Source organism: Mycobacterium sp. H4Y (assembly GCF_000364405.1).
Classification (GTDB): Bacteria; Actinomycetota; Actinomycetes; order Mycobacteriales; family Mycobacteriaceae; genus Mycobacterium; species Mycobacterium intracellulare.
The window spans coordinates 464,242-480,438 of sequence record NZ_AKIG01000002.1; the positions used below are offsets into that span (position 1 = coordinate 464,242).

Here is a 16,197-nt window from a genome sequence, read left to right on the forward strand (position 1 = left end):
AATAGTGGCTCGCGAGCCGAAATCGGCTCTTTCGCTACTGGCGGTGGCGGCCGAAGGAATCACGAACGGGCGATCTCCACCATCTCGAAGTCGGTTTTGGCCGCGCCGCAATCCGGGCAGCTCCAGTCCTCCGGGATGTCGGCCCACCGGGTTCCGGGCGCGATGCCGTCCTCCGGCCACCCCTTCGCCTCGTCGTACTCGAATCCGCATTGGACGCAGACGAAAAGCTTGTAGTCCTCGCTCATCGGTTCACTCCTATCGGGCTGGTTTCGAAATCGACCTTCTCGCGCACCGCGCAATCGGGGCAGCACCAGTCGTCGGGAATGTCGCTGAAGGGCGTGCCCGGCGGAAAGCCTTCCCGCGGAGCGCCTTTCGCCTCGTCGTAGATGTAGTCGCAGCCTGGGCAGCGGTAGGCGGTCATGCGCGGGCCTCCTGGGCCCCGTAGCGCGCCAGCAGCTTCTCGCGGAGCCGCGGCTGGATGTTGACCCGGGTGATGTCACCGTCGTAGTGCGCCAGCACCCGGTGGTCCATGACCTTGCGCCACAGCGGCGGGAAGTACGTGAGCGAGATCATCGACGCGTACCCGCTGGGCAGGTTGGGCGAGCCGTCCAGGCTGCGCAGCGTCTGGTAGCGCCGCGTCGGATTGGCGTGGTGATCGCTGTGCCGCTGCAGGTGATACAGGAACAGGTTGGTCACCACGTGGTCGGAGTTCCAGCTGTGCGCGGGGGTGCACCGCTCGTAGCGGCCGCTCGAATTCTGTTGCCGCAGAAGGCCGTAGTGCTCGAGGTAGTTGACCGCCTCGAGCAGGCTGAAGCCGAAGACCGCCTGGACGATCACGAACGGGATCAGCGCCGGCCCGAAGACCGCGATCAGGATCCCCCACAGCACCACCGACATGGCCCAGGCGTTGAGCACGTCGTTGGACGGGTAGGTGAGGGGGTTCCAGGGATTCTTGCCCAGCCGGCGAATCCGCTGGGCCTCCAGCCGCAGCGACGAGCGCAGGCTCCCGAAGACGCTGCGCGGCAAGAACTCCCAGAAGGTTTCCCCGAAGCGCGACGACGCGGGATCCTCCGGGGTGGCGACCCGCACGTGGTGGCCGCGGTTGTGCTCGATGTAGAAGTGGCCGTAGCAGGTCTGCGCCAGCGTGATCTTGGACAGCCAGCGCTCCAGCGAATCCTTCTTGTGGCCCATCTCGTGGGCGGTGTTGATGCCGACGCCGCCCAGCACCCCGACCGACAGCGCCACGCCGAGCTTGCCCGCCCATCCCAGCGGCCCGTCGAAGCCGAGCCAGCTCAGGTTCGACGCGGTGAACAGGTAGGCGCCGAAGACCACGCTGAGGTACTGGAACGGCAGGAACGCGTAGGTGCAGTAGCGGTAGTACCTGTCGTTCTCGAGGCGCTCCATCACCTCGTCGGGCGGGTTCTGCCCGTCGGGCCCAAAGCGCAGGTCCAGGATCGGCAGCAGGACGTAGAGCAGGATCGGCCCGATCCACAGCGGCGCCTGCGCGGCGGCGTGCCAGCCGAGCCGGTTCAGCGCCCAGACGAGCGGCAGCATCACGAACAACGCCGTCGGCGCGATCAGCCCCATCAGCCAGAGTCGGCGCTTCTTGTCCCGCCACGCGGGCGCGCCGGCTGCCTGTTCTACCTGCGGTTCGAGTGTGGTCATCTGCCCAACCTCCTTGTGAGTCACACCACGTTGAGATTGGACAATACCGGCGTTTGCGTCTCCTGTCTAGACAAACACCATGATTTTGTAAACCCGCCGCCGCTACGGCACCGGGCTGTTCGGGTCCGCCTCGAGCGAGTCGCTCGGCTCGGGCGCCACCGCCTCCCGCTCGCCCTGCACCGAATGCCGGTAGCCGTAGCCGACGTAGATCGCCGTGCCGACCACCAGCCAGACCCCGAACCGGACCCAGGTGAGCGCGGTGAGGTTGAGCATCAGCCACACGCAGGCCGCGATCGAGGCGATCGGAAGCAGCGGCACCCACGGCGCCTTGAAACCGCGCTCCAAGTCCGGCCGGGTCCGGCGCAGCACGATCACGCCGGCGGAGACCAGGACGAACGCGAACAGCGTGCCCACGTTGACCATCTCCTCGAGCTTGGTGATGGGGAACACCGAAGCGGTCACGGCCACCACCAGGGCGACCAGCACGGTGATCCGCACCGGGGTGCCCCGCGAACCGGTCTTGGCCAGCGAGCGCGGCAACAGCCCGTCGCGCGCCATCGCGAACAGCACCCGGCACTGGCCGAGCATCAGCACCATCACCACGGTGGTCAGCCCCGCGAGCGCGCCGATCGAGATGATCTTGCTGGCCCAGTGAATGCCGTTCGCGGTGAAGGCGGTCGCCAGGTTGGCCTGCCCGCGGCCCGGGACCGTCTTGAGCTGCGTGTAGGACACCATGCCCGACAGCACGACCGCGACCGCGACGTAGAGCAGGGTCACGATGCCCAGCGACGCCAGGATCCCGCGGGGGACGTCGCGCTGCGGATGCTTGGTCTCCTCGGCCATGGTGGCCACGATGTCGAATCCGATGAACGCGAAGAAGACGATGGACGCCCCCGCCAACACGCCGTACCAGCCGTAGTGGCTGCTGTGCGCCCCCGTCAGCAACGACAAGACCGATTGGTCGATGCCCTTGGCCTCGCTGCTGGCCTCCGGTTTGGGAACGAACGGCGAATAGTTGGCGCGCTTGATGTAGAAGACCCCGACCACCACGACGAACAGCACGACCGACACCTTGATGCCGGTGACCACCGCGGAGAACCTCGACGACAGCTTGGTGCCCAACGCGATCAGCGTCGCCACCCCCGCGACGATCACCAGCGCGCCCCAGTCGACCTGGGCCGATCCGAATTCGGCTGTGCCACCGGCGAACCCGAACACGGTGCCCAGGTAGCTCGACCAGCCCTTGGCCACCACGGCGGCGCCGATCGCCAATTCCAGCAGCAGGTTCCAGCCGATGATCCAGGCCAAGAACTCACCGAAGGTCGCATACGAGAAGGTATAGGCGCTACCGGCCACCGGCAGCGTCGAGGCGAACTCGGCGTAACACAGCGCCGCGAGCGCGCAGGTGCCCGCCGCGATCACGAACGACAGCCAGATGGACGGCCCGGTGATGTCGCCGGTCGTCGACGCGGTGACCGTGAAGATGCCGGCGCCGATCACCACCGCGACGCCGAAGACGACCAGGTCCCACATGGTCAGGTCCTTGCGCAACTTGGTGTCCGGCTCGTCGGTGTCGGCGATCGACTGTTCCACCGACTTCGTGCGCCACCGATTGGCCATGCAACCGCCCTTTCCCAACGCTGGGAGCCATTGGTCCGACACAGTACTGGGTACTCCCCCCAGATGCCGGACAGCAAAGCAGACGCGCGGGACCACGCGCTGGTCATCGGGGGGAGCATCGCCGGGCTGTGCGCCGCGCGGGTGCTGTCGGACGCGTATTCGCGGGTCACCGTCTACGAGCGCGACGAGTTGCCGGCCTTCCCGGCGAACCGGGCGACGGTCCCCCAGGACCGGCACCTGCACATGTTGATGGCGCGCGGCGCGATCGAATTCGAGAACCTCTTTCCCGGCCTGCTCGACGACATGGTGGCCGCGGGCGTGCCGAAGCTGAAGAACCGGCCCGACTGCATCCACCTCGGCGCGGCGGGCCACGTCCTGGGCACGGGGCAAACCCTGCGCGACGAATTCACCGCCTACGTGCCGAGCCGGCCGCACCTGGAATGGCAGTTGCGCAAACGGGTTCACGACCTCGACAACGTCACCATCGTGCGGCGCTCGGTGGCCGAACCGCGGTTCGACCCCGCGCGACAACGGGTGACCGGTGCGCTGGTGGATCCGGCCGATCCCGACGGCGGGGAGCCGGAATTCGTCGGCGCGGACCTCGTCGTCGACGCGGCGGGGCGGGGTACCCGGCTGCCGGTGTGGTTGGCGCAGTGGGGTTTTGCGCGCCCCGTCGAACAGGCCGTCGACATCGGCATCAACTACGCCACCCAGCAGTTCCGCATTCCCGACGGGCTGATCGCAGAGAAGGTCGTCGTCGCCGGCGCCTCCCACGACCAGTCCCTGGGGCTGGGCATGCTGTGCTACGAGGACGGCACCTGGGTCCTGACCACGTTCGGCGTGGCCGACGTCAAACCGCCGAGAACGTTTCCCGAAATGCTGGGTCTGGCCGGGCAGCTGCTTCCGGGCCGCTTCAGCGTGGCGCTGGCACAGGCCGAGCCGCTAGGCGATCCGGCCTTCCACGCGTTCCCGGCCAGCCGGTGGCGCCGCTACGACAAACTGGAGCGCTTCCCCGGCGGCATCATCGCCTTCGGCGACGCGGTGGCCAGCTTCAATCCGACCTTCGGCCAGGGCATGACGATGACCTCCCTGCAGGCCGGCCATCTGCGCCGCGCGCTGCAAGGCCCCGACGATCAACTCGCCGCGACGCTGCACCGCGCCACCGCCAGGAGCACCTTCCCGGTGTGGATGATGAACGCCATCGGCGACATCACCTTCCACCACGCCGGCACGAAGGGGCCGATTCCCTGGTGGTGGCGGCCCTCCGGCGCGCTGTTCGACCAATTCCTCGGCGCCGCCGAAACCGAACCCGTTCTGGCGGAATGGTTTTTGCGCCGGTTCTCCCTGCTGGACAGCCTCTACATGGTGCCGCCGCCGCGGATCATCGGCCGCGCCATCGCGCACAACGCGCGCCTGTGGTTAGGCGAGCGTCGTCAGGCGGTCAGGCAGCGGCGCGTGGCGACCGCAAACGCGGCCGCGGCGACCGCAAGCGCGGCGGAGCCGGGCGAAGCGGGTCGCCGCGCTCGGCACCAGCCGGGCGCTGCGGGTCGCCACCATCAGTCCTAGCCGCTACAGCCCTACCGTCGCCCTGAACAACTTGCTCGGCTCGTGCGCGACCAGCCGGATCGGGGCGTCGTCGGCCGCCACCCACGCGGCCATCCCCCGCTTGAGCGTCAGCGAGCCGGACTTGCCGTGCACCGTCGTGGAACCCTGGATGCACAACAGGATCTGCGGGCCGTCGTGGCTGCACGTCGCATCCACCTCGTGGCCGACGTACTCGTCTTCGAGGTCCAGCAGCGCGACGGCGAACTCGTCGGTCGGCGTCTCATAGATCAGCCCGAAGCCCTCGCGGCGGATGTGCGGCCGCAACTGCTCCTCGGTGGTGGGCGCGAAGTCCAGGACCCGCAGCAGCTCGGGCACGTCGACGTGCTTGGGGGTCAGCCCACCCCGTAACACGTTGTCGGAGTTGGCCATCACCTCCACCGCGAAACCTCGCAGGTAGGTGTGCAGGTTGCCGGCGGAGACGAAGATGGCCTCACCCGGTCCCAGGCTGACGCGGTTGAGCAGCAACGCCGCCAGCACACCGGCGTCGCCGGGATAGCGTTCGCCGAGCTCGAGCACCGTCTTGGCCTCGGCCGCGAATTCGGTTGCCCCCGAACTGAGGTACGCGATCGCGCCGTCCAGCACGGCGGGCACCAGCACGTCGATGTCGGGCTGCGGGGCGGTGATCCACGTGGTGAACAACGCGCGCAGGCCGTCGGCGTCGGACTGGTCGTTCAGCAGATCGATGAAGGGGTCGAGGTCGGAGACCGCCAGGGCCCGCAGCAGCTCGACGGTGCGCGACACCTGGCGGAAGCCCGCGAGCGCCTCGAACGGGTGCAGCGCCACCAGCAGCTCCGGCTTGTGCGAGGTGTCCCGATAGTTGCGCACCGGCGAGGTCAGCGGGATGCCGACCCGCTCCTCGCGCAGGTAGCCCTCGGCCGCCTGCGCGGCGCTCGGGTGCGCCTGCAGCGACAGCGGCTCGTCGGCGGCCAGCACCTTGACGAGGAACGGCAGCACGTCCCCGAAGCGGGCCCGCGACCCGGGGCCGAGCTGGCCCTCGGGGTCGGCGTCGAGCGCCTCGAGCAACGTGATCTCACCGTTGTCGGTTTCCAGCCAGGCCGGGTCGCCCGGGTGGGCGCCGAACCAGAGCTCGGCCTCCGGATGCGCCGCCGGCACCGGACGTTCGGTGAACTCGGCGATCGCGGTACGCGAACCCCACGCGTACGTTCTCAAGGCCCCGCGAAGCAGTTCCACTGTTCTATTTATCCCCGCACCAGTCGCATGTAAACCGCGGCCATCTCCAGCCGGACGGCTAATACTGCCAGCTGCTGCTCGACGCGACCGGGACCCCCCAGCGCAGGCGAAACACCGGAGCCGGCCGAGCCGCCGGGACCGTCGGGCACATCCTCGGCGGCGAGCAGGTACACGTCGTCGAGCCCGGCCGTCCGGGCGGCCACCACGGTCTGCTCGGCCGCCAGGATGATCGCCAGCACCCGCAGCCGCGGCGGCAGCGGCCCGTCGATCTCCTCGTCGTGGAACAGGGCGGCGTCCGGATCGGCGATGGCGCCCCCGAAACCGGACGAGGCCGCGGCGCGCAGGGCGACCACCGCGTCCGCCAGCCCGGTGGCCGGGGTGACCTGGTTCGCGATCCGCAGCAGCACCGAGCTGCCGTGCCGGGCCAGGGCCAGCGTCGCGGCGCCGTCGCCGGCCAGCGCGATCTGGCGGTCGGCGATGCGCGCGGCCAGCAGCTTGGCCGGATTGGTGAACAGCTCGCGGGCAGCGCTGTTGCGCAGCGCCTCGGCGTCGAGCTCGTCGGCGAGCAACGCCAGGTCCACGCTGGGCCGTGGGTCGACGGCGTGCACCACGGCGAGCCCGGCGGCCAGATACCGGCACAGCCCGAATTCGTCGGGAACCCCCAGCCGGGGCGCCAGCACCGCCGCGTGCCCGGCCGTGGCGTCGCGCAACGGACCCTCGTAGGGCGCGGCCACCACGACCCGCGCGCCACGGCGCACCCCGGTCGCGGCGGCGGCGACGAGCGCGGGGTCGCCGGGGTCGTCGCCCGCGACGATCAGCACGTCGAGCGGCCCCACCCACGGGGGTGCCTCGCCGGCCAGCGTGAACGGCTGGGACGCCACCGAATTCAACGTCGCGGCCAGGATCGCCCCGGCGGTCTCGGCGGTGCCGCGGCCCGACACCCAGATCACGCTGCGCGGCCGGTCCTCGGCGCGCAACGGGTCCAGCGCGCCCTCCTCGACCGCGGTGACGATCGCACGCACCTGCGCGCCGGCCGACGACGCCGCCCGCAGCAGGCCGTCGCGGTCGGCGGTCAGCAGGCCGTCGGTGTCTTCGAGATCGATTGCCTGGGTGGCGTTCACGGGGCGGCCTCCGCGCGCGGGGTCTGCGCGGCGATTTCGGCGCTGATCTGGGCGACCACGGCGCCGACGTCCTCGGCGGTGCGGCCCTCCACGTTGAGCCGCAGCAGCGGCTCGGTGTTCGAGCTGCGCAGGTTGAACCAGTTGCCGTCGCCCAGGTCGACCGTCACGCCGTCCACGTGATCGAGGGAGTGGATGCGGGTGCCGAACGATCTCAGCACCGCCTCGGTGCACTGCGCGGCGTCGGCCACGGTGAAGTTGATCTCGCCGGAGGATTCGTAGCGCTGGTAGTCCGCGGTCAGCTCGGACAGCGGGCGGTCCTGCTCGCCGAGCGCGGCCAGCACGTACAGCGCGGCCAGCATCCCGGAGTCGGCGCCCCAGAAGTCGCGGAAGTAGTAGTGGGCCGAATGTTCGCCGCCGAAGATCGCGCCGGTGTCGGCCATCAGCGCCTTGATATAGGAGTGGCCCACCCGCGAGCGCAGCGGTGTGCCGCCGCGCTCGCTGACCAGTTCGGGCACCGCGCGCGAGGTGATCACGTTGTGGATGATCGTCGCGCCGATCTCGCGGCCCAGCTCGCGCGCGGCCACCAGGCTGGTCACCGTCGACGGCGACACGGGGTTGCCGCGTTCGTCGACCACGAAGCAGCGGTCGGCGTCCCCGTCGAAGGCCAGCCCTATATCAGCACCGACGGCGCGGACGAAATTTTGCAAATCGACCAGATTGGCGGGTTCGAGCGGGTTGGCCTCGTGATTGGGGAAGGAGCCGTCGAGCTCGAAGTACAACGGCAACAACGTGATCGAGCCGATCGGGCCGAGCACCGCGGGGGTGGTCAGGCCGGCCATGCCGTTGCCGGCGTCGACGGCCACGCGCAGCGGGCGCAGCCCCGAGGTGTCCACCAGGGACCGCAGGTACTGCCCGTAGTCGGCCAGCACGTCGCGGTCGGAGACGGTGCCGGGTGGGCCGTCGTAGCCCTGCACGCCGGCGATGACGTCGTCGGCGATGACGCGCAATCCGCTCTCGGCGCCGACCGGTTTGGCCCCCGCCCGGCAGAGCTTGATTCCGTTGTAGGCGGCGGGGTTATGGCTCGCGGTGAACATCGCGCCGGGGCAGTCCAGCAACCCGGAGGCGAAGTAGAGCTGATCGGTGGACGCCAGACCGACACGCACGACGTCGAGGCCCTGGCCGGTGACGCCGGCGGCGAAGGCGGCCGCCAGGGTGGGCGAACTGTCGCGCATGTCGTGGCCGATCACGACTTGGCGGGCGCCCTCGGCGCGCATCAGTCTGGCGAAGGCTGCGCCCAGATCGGTGACCAGCGGCTGGTCGAGCTCTTCGCCGACTAGACCACGCACGTCGTACGCCTTGACGACACGGTGGACAGTCGCGGCGGGCCGAGACATGCGGGACTCCTGACGACGTGAACTCTTGGCCGTCAGCCTATCGGGCCGAAGAGAACACGAGCCGCGGTGCGGGCGGATTCGCCTAGTCGCTGGGATCGGGCAACACGCGCAGGTGCCCGCGGCGCCTTCCGGACCGATGCTCCGGCGGGGCGAGCACGCTGCTGCTGGGCGCGGTGGCCTGGGTGCCGCCGTGATGGAGGTGCGGGTCGGCGAAGCCGTTCACGGGCGTTGGGCCGCCGCCGTACGGCGCGCCGCGATCCCCCGAACCTCCTTCGCGGACGGCGTCGGCCAGGGCGACCAGGTCGTCCTCGTCGGGGTGGGTGGGCAGGGGGCCGGCATGGCGCACCAGCTCCCATCCGCGGGGGGCGGTGATGCGGCCGGCGTGGTTGACGCACAGATCCCAGGAGTGCGGTTCCCGAGCGGTCGCCAGCGGGCCGACGACTGCCGTCGAGTCCGAATAGACGAACGTTAGGGTCGCCACGGCGTAGTGCGGGCACCCGGGCCGGCAACAGCGACGGGGAACGTTCACGCTCGAAAGGCTATCGTGCGCAAACGCCGCCGAAGCGCCGGACACGCGCAACCGGACGGCCGCCGATGTCCAACCGTTACCATCGGCCCAATGAGTGAATCCCGCGGCGATTCGCGCAGCTTCCCGCGAAGAGATCGGTTTTCGGACGGATCGGCTCCGCGCCGGCCGGCCGGCCATCGACGGTTCCGCCGGGGTCGCGAGATGCGCGGGGCGTTGCTGCCCCCCAGCGTGCCGGGGTGGCGCAGCCGCGCCGAGCGGTTCGACATGGCGGTGCTGGAGGCCTACGAGCCCATCGAGCGGAGCTGGCAGGACCGGCTGGCCGACCTCGACGTGGCGGTCGATGAGATTCCGCGGATCGCGGCCAAGGATCCCGACAGCGTGCAGTGGCCGGCCGAGGTGATCGCCGACGGGCCGATTCCCCTGGCCCGGTTGATCCCGGCCGGTGTCGACATCCGCGGCAACTCCACGCGGGCGCGAATTGTCTTGTTCCGCAAGCCAATTGAGCGACGGGCGAAGGACACCATCGAACTCGGCGACTTGCTGCACGAAATCCTGGTGGCCCAGGTCGCCATCTATCTCGACGTTGAGCCATCGGTCATCGATCCGACGATCGACGACGAATAACGACGGTGCGCGGCTGTTAGATGATGCCGCGCTTGAGGCGGCGGCGCTCGCGTTCGGAGAGACCGCCCCAGATCCCGAAGCGCTCGTCATGCTCGAGGGCGTACTCGAGGCACTCGTGACGCACCTCGCAGCCCAGGCAGATCTTCTTGGCCTCGCGGGTGGAACCACCCTTTTCCGGGAAGAAGGCCTCGGGGTCGGTCTGGGCGCACAGCGCCCGGTCCTGCCACTGGTCGGCGACGGGCGCCGGCAACGGCTCGGGCTCGAATGCGCCTGGCGCATCAGGAACCACGGTCAAATGCGGCCGGGCGGGTCGGGCCGGCGCCGAGTCGATCGGGGTGTGCGGCGTGCTCGCCATTGCGCCCCGAAAAGTTTCGTAAGACATACGGTCGTCCGCCTCCTCAGCTTGATTGAGAAAGAGTGATTGATTTCCCACTGTTCTGATGTACAGACAATTCGAACAAGTGATCGAATCTCGGTCTGCGACACCGGAGTCGGCCGGCCAACCGGGAAATGACACTGATGTGATTAGACACGGGTTGATCTGCCGGGTCAAGCACTTCGGCGCATTTCCATACCATCTCGTGATCGAATTTCGGCGTTTCTGTTGCTTTGGGCCGTCGGCGTGTTGATCACATAGCTCACAACTTCCCCACAAGTCGTGGGGAGCCCGGACTTTGAGGCAGGCCCGACGGGCCCACCACCGCACGCTCGCCGGGCAGTACTGTCGTGCTGTGTGAGGCTCAAGTGAAGGTCACCGTCCTGGTCGGTGGGGTTGGCGGCGCCCGCTTCCTGCTGGGGATTCAACAGTTGTTCGGGCTGGGTCAGTTTCACACGCAAGGGCGTCCAGACACGAAAGCCGGCAGTCACGAGCTGACGGCGATCGTCAACGTTGGCGATGACGCCTGGATCCACGGACTGCGAGTCTGCCCCGATTTGGACACCTGCATGTACACCTTAGGTGGAGGTGTCGACCCGGAGCGAGGGTGGGGGCACCGCAACGAAACCTGGCACGCCAAAGAGGAATTGGCGCGCTACGGGGTGCAGCCGGACTGGTTCGGACTCGGCGACCGCGACCTGGGCACCCACCTGGTGCGCACCCAGATGCTCAACGCCGGCTATCCGCTGTCACAGATCACCACGGCGCTGTGCGACCGCTGGCAGCCGGGCGCGCGGCTGCTGCCCCTCACCGACGACCGCTGCGAGACGCACGTGGTGATAACCGATCCCGACGACGGCAGCCGGCGGGCCATCCACTTCCAGGAATGGTGGGTGCGCTACCGCGCCCAGGTGCCCACCCATAGCTTCGCCTTCGTGGGCGCCGAAAAGGCAGCGGCCACAACCGAAGCCACAGCGGCCATCGCCGAGGCCGACGTCATCCTGCTGGCCCCGTCGAATCCGGTGGTGAGCGTCGGCGCCATCCTGGCGGTCCCCGGCGTTCGCGGCGCGCTGCGGGCGGCGAAGGCCCCGGTCGTCGGCTACTCGCCGATCATCGGTGGAAAGCCGTTGCGCGGCATGGCCGATGCCTGCCTGTCGGTGATCGGCGTCGAGTCCACCGCCGAGGCCGTCGGCCGCCACTACGGCGCGCGTCGGGGCACCGGCATCCTGGATGGCTGGCTGGTGAGTGAAGGCGACGGCGCCGACATCGAGGGCGTCGCAGTGCGCTCGGTGCCGCTGGTGATGACCGACCCCGAGGCGACCGCCGAGATGGTCCGCGCCGGGCTGGAGCTGGCGGGGGTGGCGTTTTGACCCGCCGCCGGCGACGATTCAGAGCGAAGCGATGCGGAGGAGCGGCGCCGTGACCCCCTCCCCCGGCGAGCACGGCACCGCCGCCGCGATCGAGATCCTGCCCGTCGCCGGGCTGCCCGAATTCCGGCCGGGCGACGATCTGGGCGCGGCCGTCGCCGCGGCCGCGCCGTGGCTGCGCGACGGCGACGTCGTGGTGGTCACCAGCAAGGCGGTGTCCAAATGCGAGGGCCGGCTGGTGCCGGCGCCCCGCGACCCGGAGGAGCGCGATCGACTGCGGCGCAAGCTGGTCGACGACGAGGCCGTTCGCGTGCTGGCCCGCAAGGGCAAGACCTTGATCACCGAGAGCCGGATCGGGCTGGTGCAGGCCGCCGCGGGCGTGGACGGCTCCAACGTCGGGCGCGACGAGCTGGCCCTGCTGCCCGTCGACCCGGACGGCAGCGCCGCCACGCTGCGCGCCGCGCTGCGCGAGCGGCTCGGCGTCGAGGTCGCCGTCGTCATCACCGACACCATGGGCCGCGCCTGGCGCAACGGCCAGACCGACGCGGCGGTGGGCGCCGCGGGTCTGGCTGTGCTGCACGGCTATTCGGGGGCGCTCGACCAGCACGGCAACGAGTTGCTGGTCACCGAGGTCGCGATCGCCGACGAGATCGCCGCGGCCGCCGACCTGGTCAAGGGCAAACTGACCGCGATGCCGGTGGCGGTGGTGCGCGGATTGTCCGTGACCGACGACGGCTCGACGGCGCGGGACTTGTTGCGGCCCGGCACCGAAGACCTGTTCTGGCTCGGCACGGCCGAGGCGATCGACCTGGGCCGCCGCGAGGCGCAGCTGCTGCGCCGATCGGTGCGCCGGTTCAGCGCCGAGCCGGTCCCGGCCGATCTGGTGGAGGCGGCCGTCGCCGAGGCCCTCACCGCGCCGGCCCCCCACCACACCCGCCCGGTGCGGTTCGTCTGGCTGCAGCACCCGGGCACCCGGGCGCGGCTGCTGGACCGCATGAAGGACAAGTGGCGCAGCGACCTTGCCGGCGACGGCAGGCCCGCCGAGGCCATCGAGCGCCGGGTGGCGCGCGGCCAGATCCTCTACGACGCGCCCGAAGTCGTCATCCCGATCCTGGTTCCCGACGGCGCCCACTCCTATCCGGACGCCGCCCGCACCGACGCCGAGCACACCATGTTCACCGTCGCGGTCGGGGCGGCCGTGCAGGCCCTGCTGGTCGCGCTGGCGGTGCGCGGGCTGGGCAGCTGCTGGATCGGGTCGACGATCTTCGCCGCCGACCTGGTGCGCGCCGAGCTCGACCTGCCCGCCGACTGGGAGCCGTTGGGCGCCATCGCCATCGGCTACGCCGCCGAGCCCGCCGGCCCGCGCGACGCCGCGGATCCCGGGGACCTGCTGATCCGCAAGTGAGCCGTCGCTTTTCCGAGATACTAAGCCCATGAACTTCGCGGGCAAGGCGGCGGCCTCGGCCGACAAGGTCCGCGGCGGCTACTACACCCCGGCGCCGGTGGCGCGCTTTTTGGCCCGCTGGGTTCGCGAGGCCGGCCCCAAGATCGTCGAACCCTCCTGCGGTGACGGCGCGATCCTGCGCGAGCTGGCCGCGCTCAGCGACCGGGCCCACGGCGTCGAGCTGATCGCGCGCGAGGCGGCCAAGGCCCGCCGGTTCGCGCCCGTCGACACCGACAGCCTGTTCACCTGGATGGCCCGCGCCGCCGCGGCCGGCGCCGGCGGCTGGGACGGGGTCGCCGGCAATCCGCCCTACATCCGGTTCGGCAACTGGGCGTCGCAGCACCGCGACCCCGCCCTGGAGCTGATGCGCCGCGAGGGCCTGCGCCCGACCAGGCTGACCAACGCGTGGGTGCCGTTCGTCGTGGCCGCCACACTGCTGGTGCGCGACGGCGGGCGGGTGGGTCTGGTGCTGCCGGCCGAGCTGCTGCAGGTCACCTACGCCGCGCCGTTACGCGACTTTCTGGTGAGCCGATTCCGCGACATCACGCTGCTGACCTTCCAGCGCCTGGTGTTCGACGGCATCCTGCAGGAGGTCGTGCTGTTCTGCGGCATAAGGGACACGGCCGGGTCCGGCCCCGCCCGCATCCGCACCGTGCACCTGCCGGACGCCGACGCGCTGGCGCGGGCGGACCTCGACGGCGAGTGGGCGCCGGCGCTGCTGCACGAAAACGAGAAGTGGACCAAGTACTTTTTGGACCCCGCCGCGATCCGGCTGCTGCGCGCGCTCAAGGGCTCCGGCGCGTTGCTCCCGCTCGGGTCCGTTGCCGAGGTCGACGTCGGCATCGTGACCGGGCGCAACGCGTTCTTCACCCTGACCGACGCGCAGGCGGCGCAGCTGGGTTTGCGGCCGCACTGCGTCCCGCTGGTATCGCGCAGCGCCCAGCTGTCCGGGCTGGTCTACGACACCGATTGCCGGGCAAGCGATGTCGCGGCCGGGCACCGCGGCTGGCTGCTCAACTCGCCCCGCGATCCCGCGGACCCCGCGTTGATCGCCCACATCCGCGCCGGGGAAGCCGCCGGCGTGCACCGCGGCTACAAGTGCTCGATCCGCACGCCGTGGTGGCGGACGCCGTCGCTGTGGGCGCCGGATCTGTTCCTGCTGCGCCAGATTCACCGGGCGCCGCGGCTGACCGTCAACGGTGTGGGCGCGGTGAGTACCGACACCGTGCATCGGGTGCGCCTGTCCGGTGAGGACCCCGTCGACCCGGCGGCGCTGGCCGCGGTGTTCCACAACAGCGTGACGTTCGCCTTCGCCGAGATCATGGGCCGCAGCTACGGCGGGGGCGTGCTGGAACTCGAACCCCGCGAGGCCGAGCAGCTGCCCATCCCCGCGCCGGCACACGCCGATCCCGACCTCGCCGTCGATGTGGACCTGCTGTTGAAGGCGGGCGAGATCGACAAGGCGCTCGACCTCGTCGACCGTCGCGTGCTGATCGACGGGCTGGGACTGCCGGCCGAGACGGTGGCGGAATGCCGGGGGGCGTGGGCATCGCTGGCCGATCGCAGGAAACGGCGGGGCACCCGGTGAGCCTGCGGGAATCGGTGATCGCGACCCTGTCCGGCTGGGAACCCCCGGACGCGGGCCAGGATTCGTTGCGGCACGCCGTCTTGGCGTTCGTCGCGGCCCGCGACGACGCGTGCCGCCGCGAGTGTGTGCCGGGGCATGTCACCGCCTCGGCGCTGGTGCTCGATGACGCCGGCGACCGGGTGCTGCTGACGTTGCATTGCCGCCTGGGCCGGTGGGTGCAGCTGGGCGGCCATTGCGACGACGACGACGCCGACATCGTCGCCGCGGCGTTGCGCGAGGCCACCGAGGAGTCCGGGGTCGACGGGCTGCGGATCGAGCCCGAATTGGCGGCCGTGCACGTGCACCCGGTGGTGTGCTCGCTGGGCGTGCCGACCCGGCATCTGGATTTGCAGTTCGTGGCGCACGCGCCGGCCGGCGCGCGGATCGCGATCAGCGACGAGTCGGAGGACCTGCGCTGGTGGCCCGCCGACGAGTTGCCGGAGGGCACCGATCACGCGCTGGCGTACCTGGTGTCGCGGGCGCTCGGTCGAGCGCCCGGCTAGCCGCACATTCGCAGCCGAGTGCCCGGCTAGCCGGGCACTCGTCGGGAACGGCCTTCAGACGTCGGACGAGTAGCGGATCCCGCCGTCGGGAATCGAGACACCGGGCCACACCCGGGCGCCGCGCAGCAGTTCGCACCGCGCGCCGATGTCGGCGCCGTCGCCGATCACCCCGTCGCGGATCAGCGCCCGCGGGCCGATGCGCGCGCCGAACCCGATGATCGAGCGCTCGATGACGCTGCCCGCCTCGACCTTGGCCCCGTCGAAGACCACCGCGCCGTCCAGCCGGACGCCGGGCCCGATCTCGGCGCCGCGCCCCACCACGGTCCCGCCGATCAGCACCGCGCCCGGCGACACCGCCGCGCCGTCGTGCACCAGCTGCTCGCCGCGGTGGCCATGCAGGGCGGGAGACGGCGCGATGCCGCGCACCAGATCCGCCGATCCCCGGACGAAGTCTTCCGGGGTGCCCATGTCGCGCCAGTAGCTGGCGTCGACGTAGCCGCAGACCTTGACGCCGGGATCGGAAAGCAGCGCGGGGAACACCTCGCGCTCCACCGAAACCTCACGGCCGCGCGGGATCCGGTCGATCACGCGGCGCGAGAACACGTAGCAGCCGGCGTTGATCTGGTCGGTCGGCGGATCCTGCGTCTTCTCCAGGAAGGCGGTGACCCGGCCGTCCTCGGTGCTCACGCAGCCGAAGGCCCGCGGGTCGCCCACCCGCACCAGGTGCAGGGTGACGTCGGATTCCTGGGCGCGGTGGAAGTCGAGCATCTGGCCCAAATCGGCGCCGGAGAGCACGTCGCCGTTGAACACCATGGCGGTGTCGTGCCGCAGGTGGCCGGCGACATTGGCGATGCCGCCGCCGGTGCCCAGCGGGCTCTCCTCGGTGACGTATTCGATCTGCAGGCCCAGCTTTGAGCCGTCACCGAACTCCGCCTCGAAGACGCCGGCCCGATACGACGTGCTCAAGATGACGTGCTCGATGCCCGCCGCGGCGACCCGCGACAGCAGATGGGTGAGGAACGGCAGTCCGGCCGTGGGCAGCATGGGCTTGGGCGCCGACAGCGTCAGCGGCCGCAGCCGGGTGCCCTTGCCGCCGACCAGGATCACGACGTCGACTTGCGGAGTTCCCAC

Annotated in this window: 16 protein-coding genes; 6 read left to right on the forward strand and 10 right to left on the reverse strand. The window is 70.4% G+C overall.

The window, feature by feature from the left end; translation table 11 throughout:
* Window positions 1–59 precede the first annotated feature (59 nt).
* The 4 genes from W7U_RS15985 to W7U_RS16000 all read right to left on the reverse strand — a co-directional run bounded on the left by W7U_RS15985 (window position 60) and on the right by W7U_RS16000 (window position 3,285).
* Window positions 60–245 (reverse strand): rubredoxin, encoded by a 186-nt coding sequence (locus W7U_RS15985; protein WP_008259794.1) that lies wholly within the window; start codon window positions 243–245, stop codon window positions 60–62.
* The gene (locus W7U_RS15990) at window positions 242–421 is read right to left on the reverse strand and encodes a rubredoxin (protein WP_008259795.1); all 180 of its coding nucleotides are present in this window, start codon (window positions 419–421) and stop codon (window positions 242–244) included. Before W7U_RS15990 ends, W7U_RS15985 begins: the two co-directional genes overlap by 4 nt.
* Window positions 418–1,665 carry an alkane 1-monooxygenase gene (locus tag W7U_RS15995; protein WP_008259796.1) on the reverse strand — a complete coding sequence of 416 codons (1,248 nt, stop codon included), beginning with the start codon at window positions 1,663–1,665 and terminating at the stop codon, window positions 418–420. The genes W7U_RS15990 and W7U_RS15995 overlap by 4 nt, the downstream gene beginning before the upstream one ends.
* A 102-nt stretch (window positions 1,666–1,767) precedes the next feature.
* Window positions 1,768–3,285: an amino acid permease gene (locus W7U_RS16000; RefSeq protein WP_008259797.1), complete on the reverse strand. Its 1,518-nt coding sequence runs from the start codon at window positions 3,283–3,285 to the stop codon at window positions 1,768–1,770.
* 99 nt (window positions 3,286–3,384) lie between these two features.
* On the opposite strand from W7U_RS16000, the gene W7U_RS16005 reads away from it, so the two are divergent.
* The gene (locus W7U_RS16005; RefSeq protein ID WP_231504902.1) at window positions 3,385–4,851 is read left to right on the forward strand and encodes an oxidoreductase; all 1,467 of its coding nucleotides are present in this window, start codon (window positions 3,385–3,387) and stop codon (window positions 4,849–4,851) included.
* 3 nt (window positions 4,852–4,854) lie between these two features.
* On the opposite strand, the gene manA is transcribed toward W7U_RS16005, so the two are convergent.
* From manA to W7U_RS16025, 4 genes are all read right to left on the reverse strand, one after another.
* On the reverse strand, window positions 4,855–6,081 hold the full coding sequence (manA, locus tag W7U_RS16010) for a mannose-6-phosphate isomerase, class I (RefSeq protein WP_008259799.1): 1,227 nt from the start codon (window positions 6,079–6,081) through the stop codon (window positions 4,855–4,857).
* Window positions 6,082–6,089: 8 nt separating this feature from the next.
* A complete protein-coding gene (locus W7U_RS16015; RefSeq protein WP_008259800.1) occupies window positions 6,090–7,202 on the reverse strand; it encodes a hypothetical protein in 1,113 nt (370 codons plus the stop codon).
* Window positions 7,199–8,596, reverse strand: coding sequence for a phosphomannomutase/phosphoglucomutase (locus tag W7U_RS16020; protein WP_008259801.1), 1,398 nt, complete (start codon window positions 8,594–8,596; stop codon window positions 7,199–7,201). Before W7U_RS16020 ends, W7U_RS16015 begins: the two co-directional genes overlap by 4 nt.
* 82 nt (window positions 8,597–8,678) lie before the next feature.
* Window positions 8,679–9,125: a DUF3499 domain-containing protein gene (locus W7U_RS16025; RefSeq protein WP_197538618.1), complete on the reverse strand. Its 447-nt coding sequence runs from the start codon at window positions 9,123–9,125 to the stop codon at window positions 8,679–8,681.
* Window positions 9,126–9,326: 201 nt separating this feature from the next.
* Between W7U_RS16025 and W7U_RS16030 the strand changes: the two genes are divergently transcribed.
* Entirely contained in the window at window positions 9,327–9,749 is a 423-nt protein-coding gene (locus tag W7U_RS16030; RefSeq protein ID WP_008259803.1) for a metallopeptidase family protein, read from the forward strand.
* Window positions 9,750–9,765: 16 nt separating this feature from the next.
* Here the strand turns inward: W7U_RS16030 and W7U_RS16035 are convergent, their stop codons facing one another.
* Entirely contained in the window at window positions 9,766–10,104 is a 339-nt protein-coding gene (locus W7U_RS16035; protein WP_014380966.1) for a WhiB family transcriptional regulator, read from the reverse strand.
* 389 nt (window positions 10,105–10,493) lie between these two features.
* Here W7U_RS16035 and cofD point away from each other — a divergent pair, with 389 nt between their 5' ends.
* Genes cofD through W7U_RS16055 form a run of 4 tightly spaced genes read left to right on the forward strand, consistent with a single transcriptional unit; the run spans window position 10,494 to window position 15,066 of the window.
* A complete protein-coding gene (gene cofD, locus W7U_RS16040) occupies window positions 10,494–11,495 on the forward strand; it encodes a 2-phospho-L-lactate transferase (RefSeq protein WP_008259805.1) in 1,002 nt (333 codons plus the stop codon).
* A gap of 31 nt (window positions 11,496–11,526) precedes the next feature.
* Entirely contained in the window at window positions 11,527–12,897 is a 1,371-nt protein-coding gene (locus W7U_RS16045; RefSeq protein WP_085976854.1) for a coenzyme F420-0:L-glutamate ligase, read from the forward strand.
* Window positions 12,898–12,925: 28 nt separating this feature from the next.
* Entirely contained in the window at window positions 12,926–14,524 is a 1,599-nt protein-coding gene (locus tag W7U_RS16050) for a class I SAM-dependent methyltransferase (RefSeq protein WP_008259807.1), read from the forward strand.
* On the forward strand, window positions 14,521–15,066 hold the full coding sequence (locus W7U_RS16055; protein WP_036429596.1) for an NUDIX domain-containing protein: 546 nt from the start codon (window positions 14,521–14,523) through the stop codon (window positions 15,064–15,066). The genes W7U_RS16050 and W7U_RS16055 overlap by 4 nt, the downstream gene beginning before the upstream one ends.
* Before the next feature lie 54 nt (window positions 15,067–15,120).
* Here the strand turns inward: W7U_RS16055 and W7U_RS16060 are convergent, their stop codons facing one another.
* Window positions 15,121–16,197, reverse strand: coding sequence for an NDP-sugar synthase (locus W7U_RS16060; protein ID WP_008259820.1), 1,077 nt, complete (start codon window positions 16,195–16,197; stop codon window positions 15,121–15,123).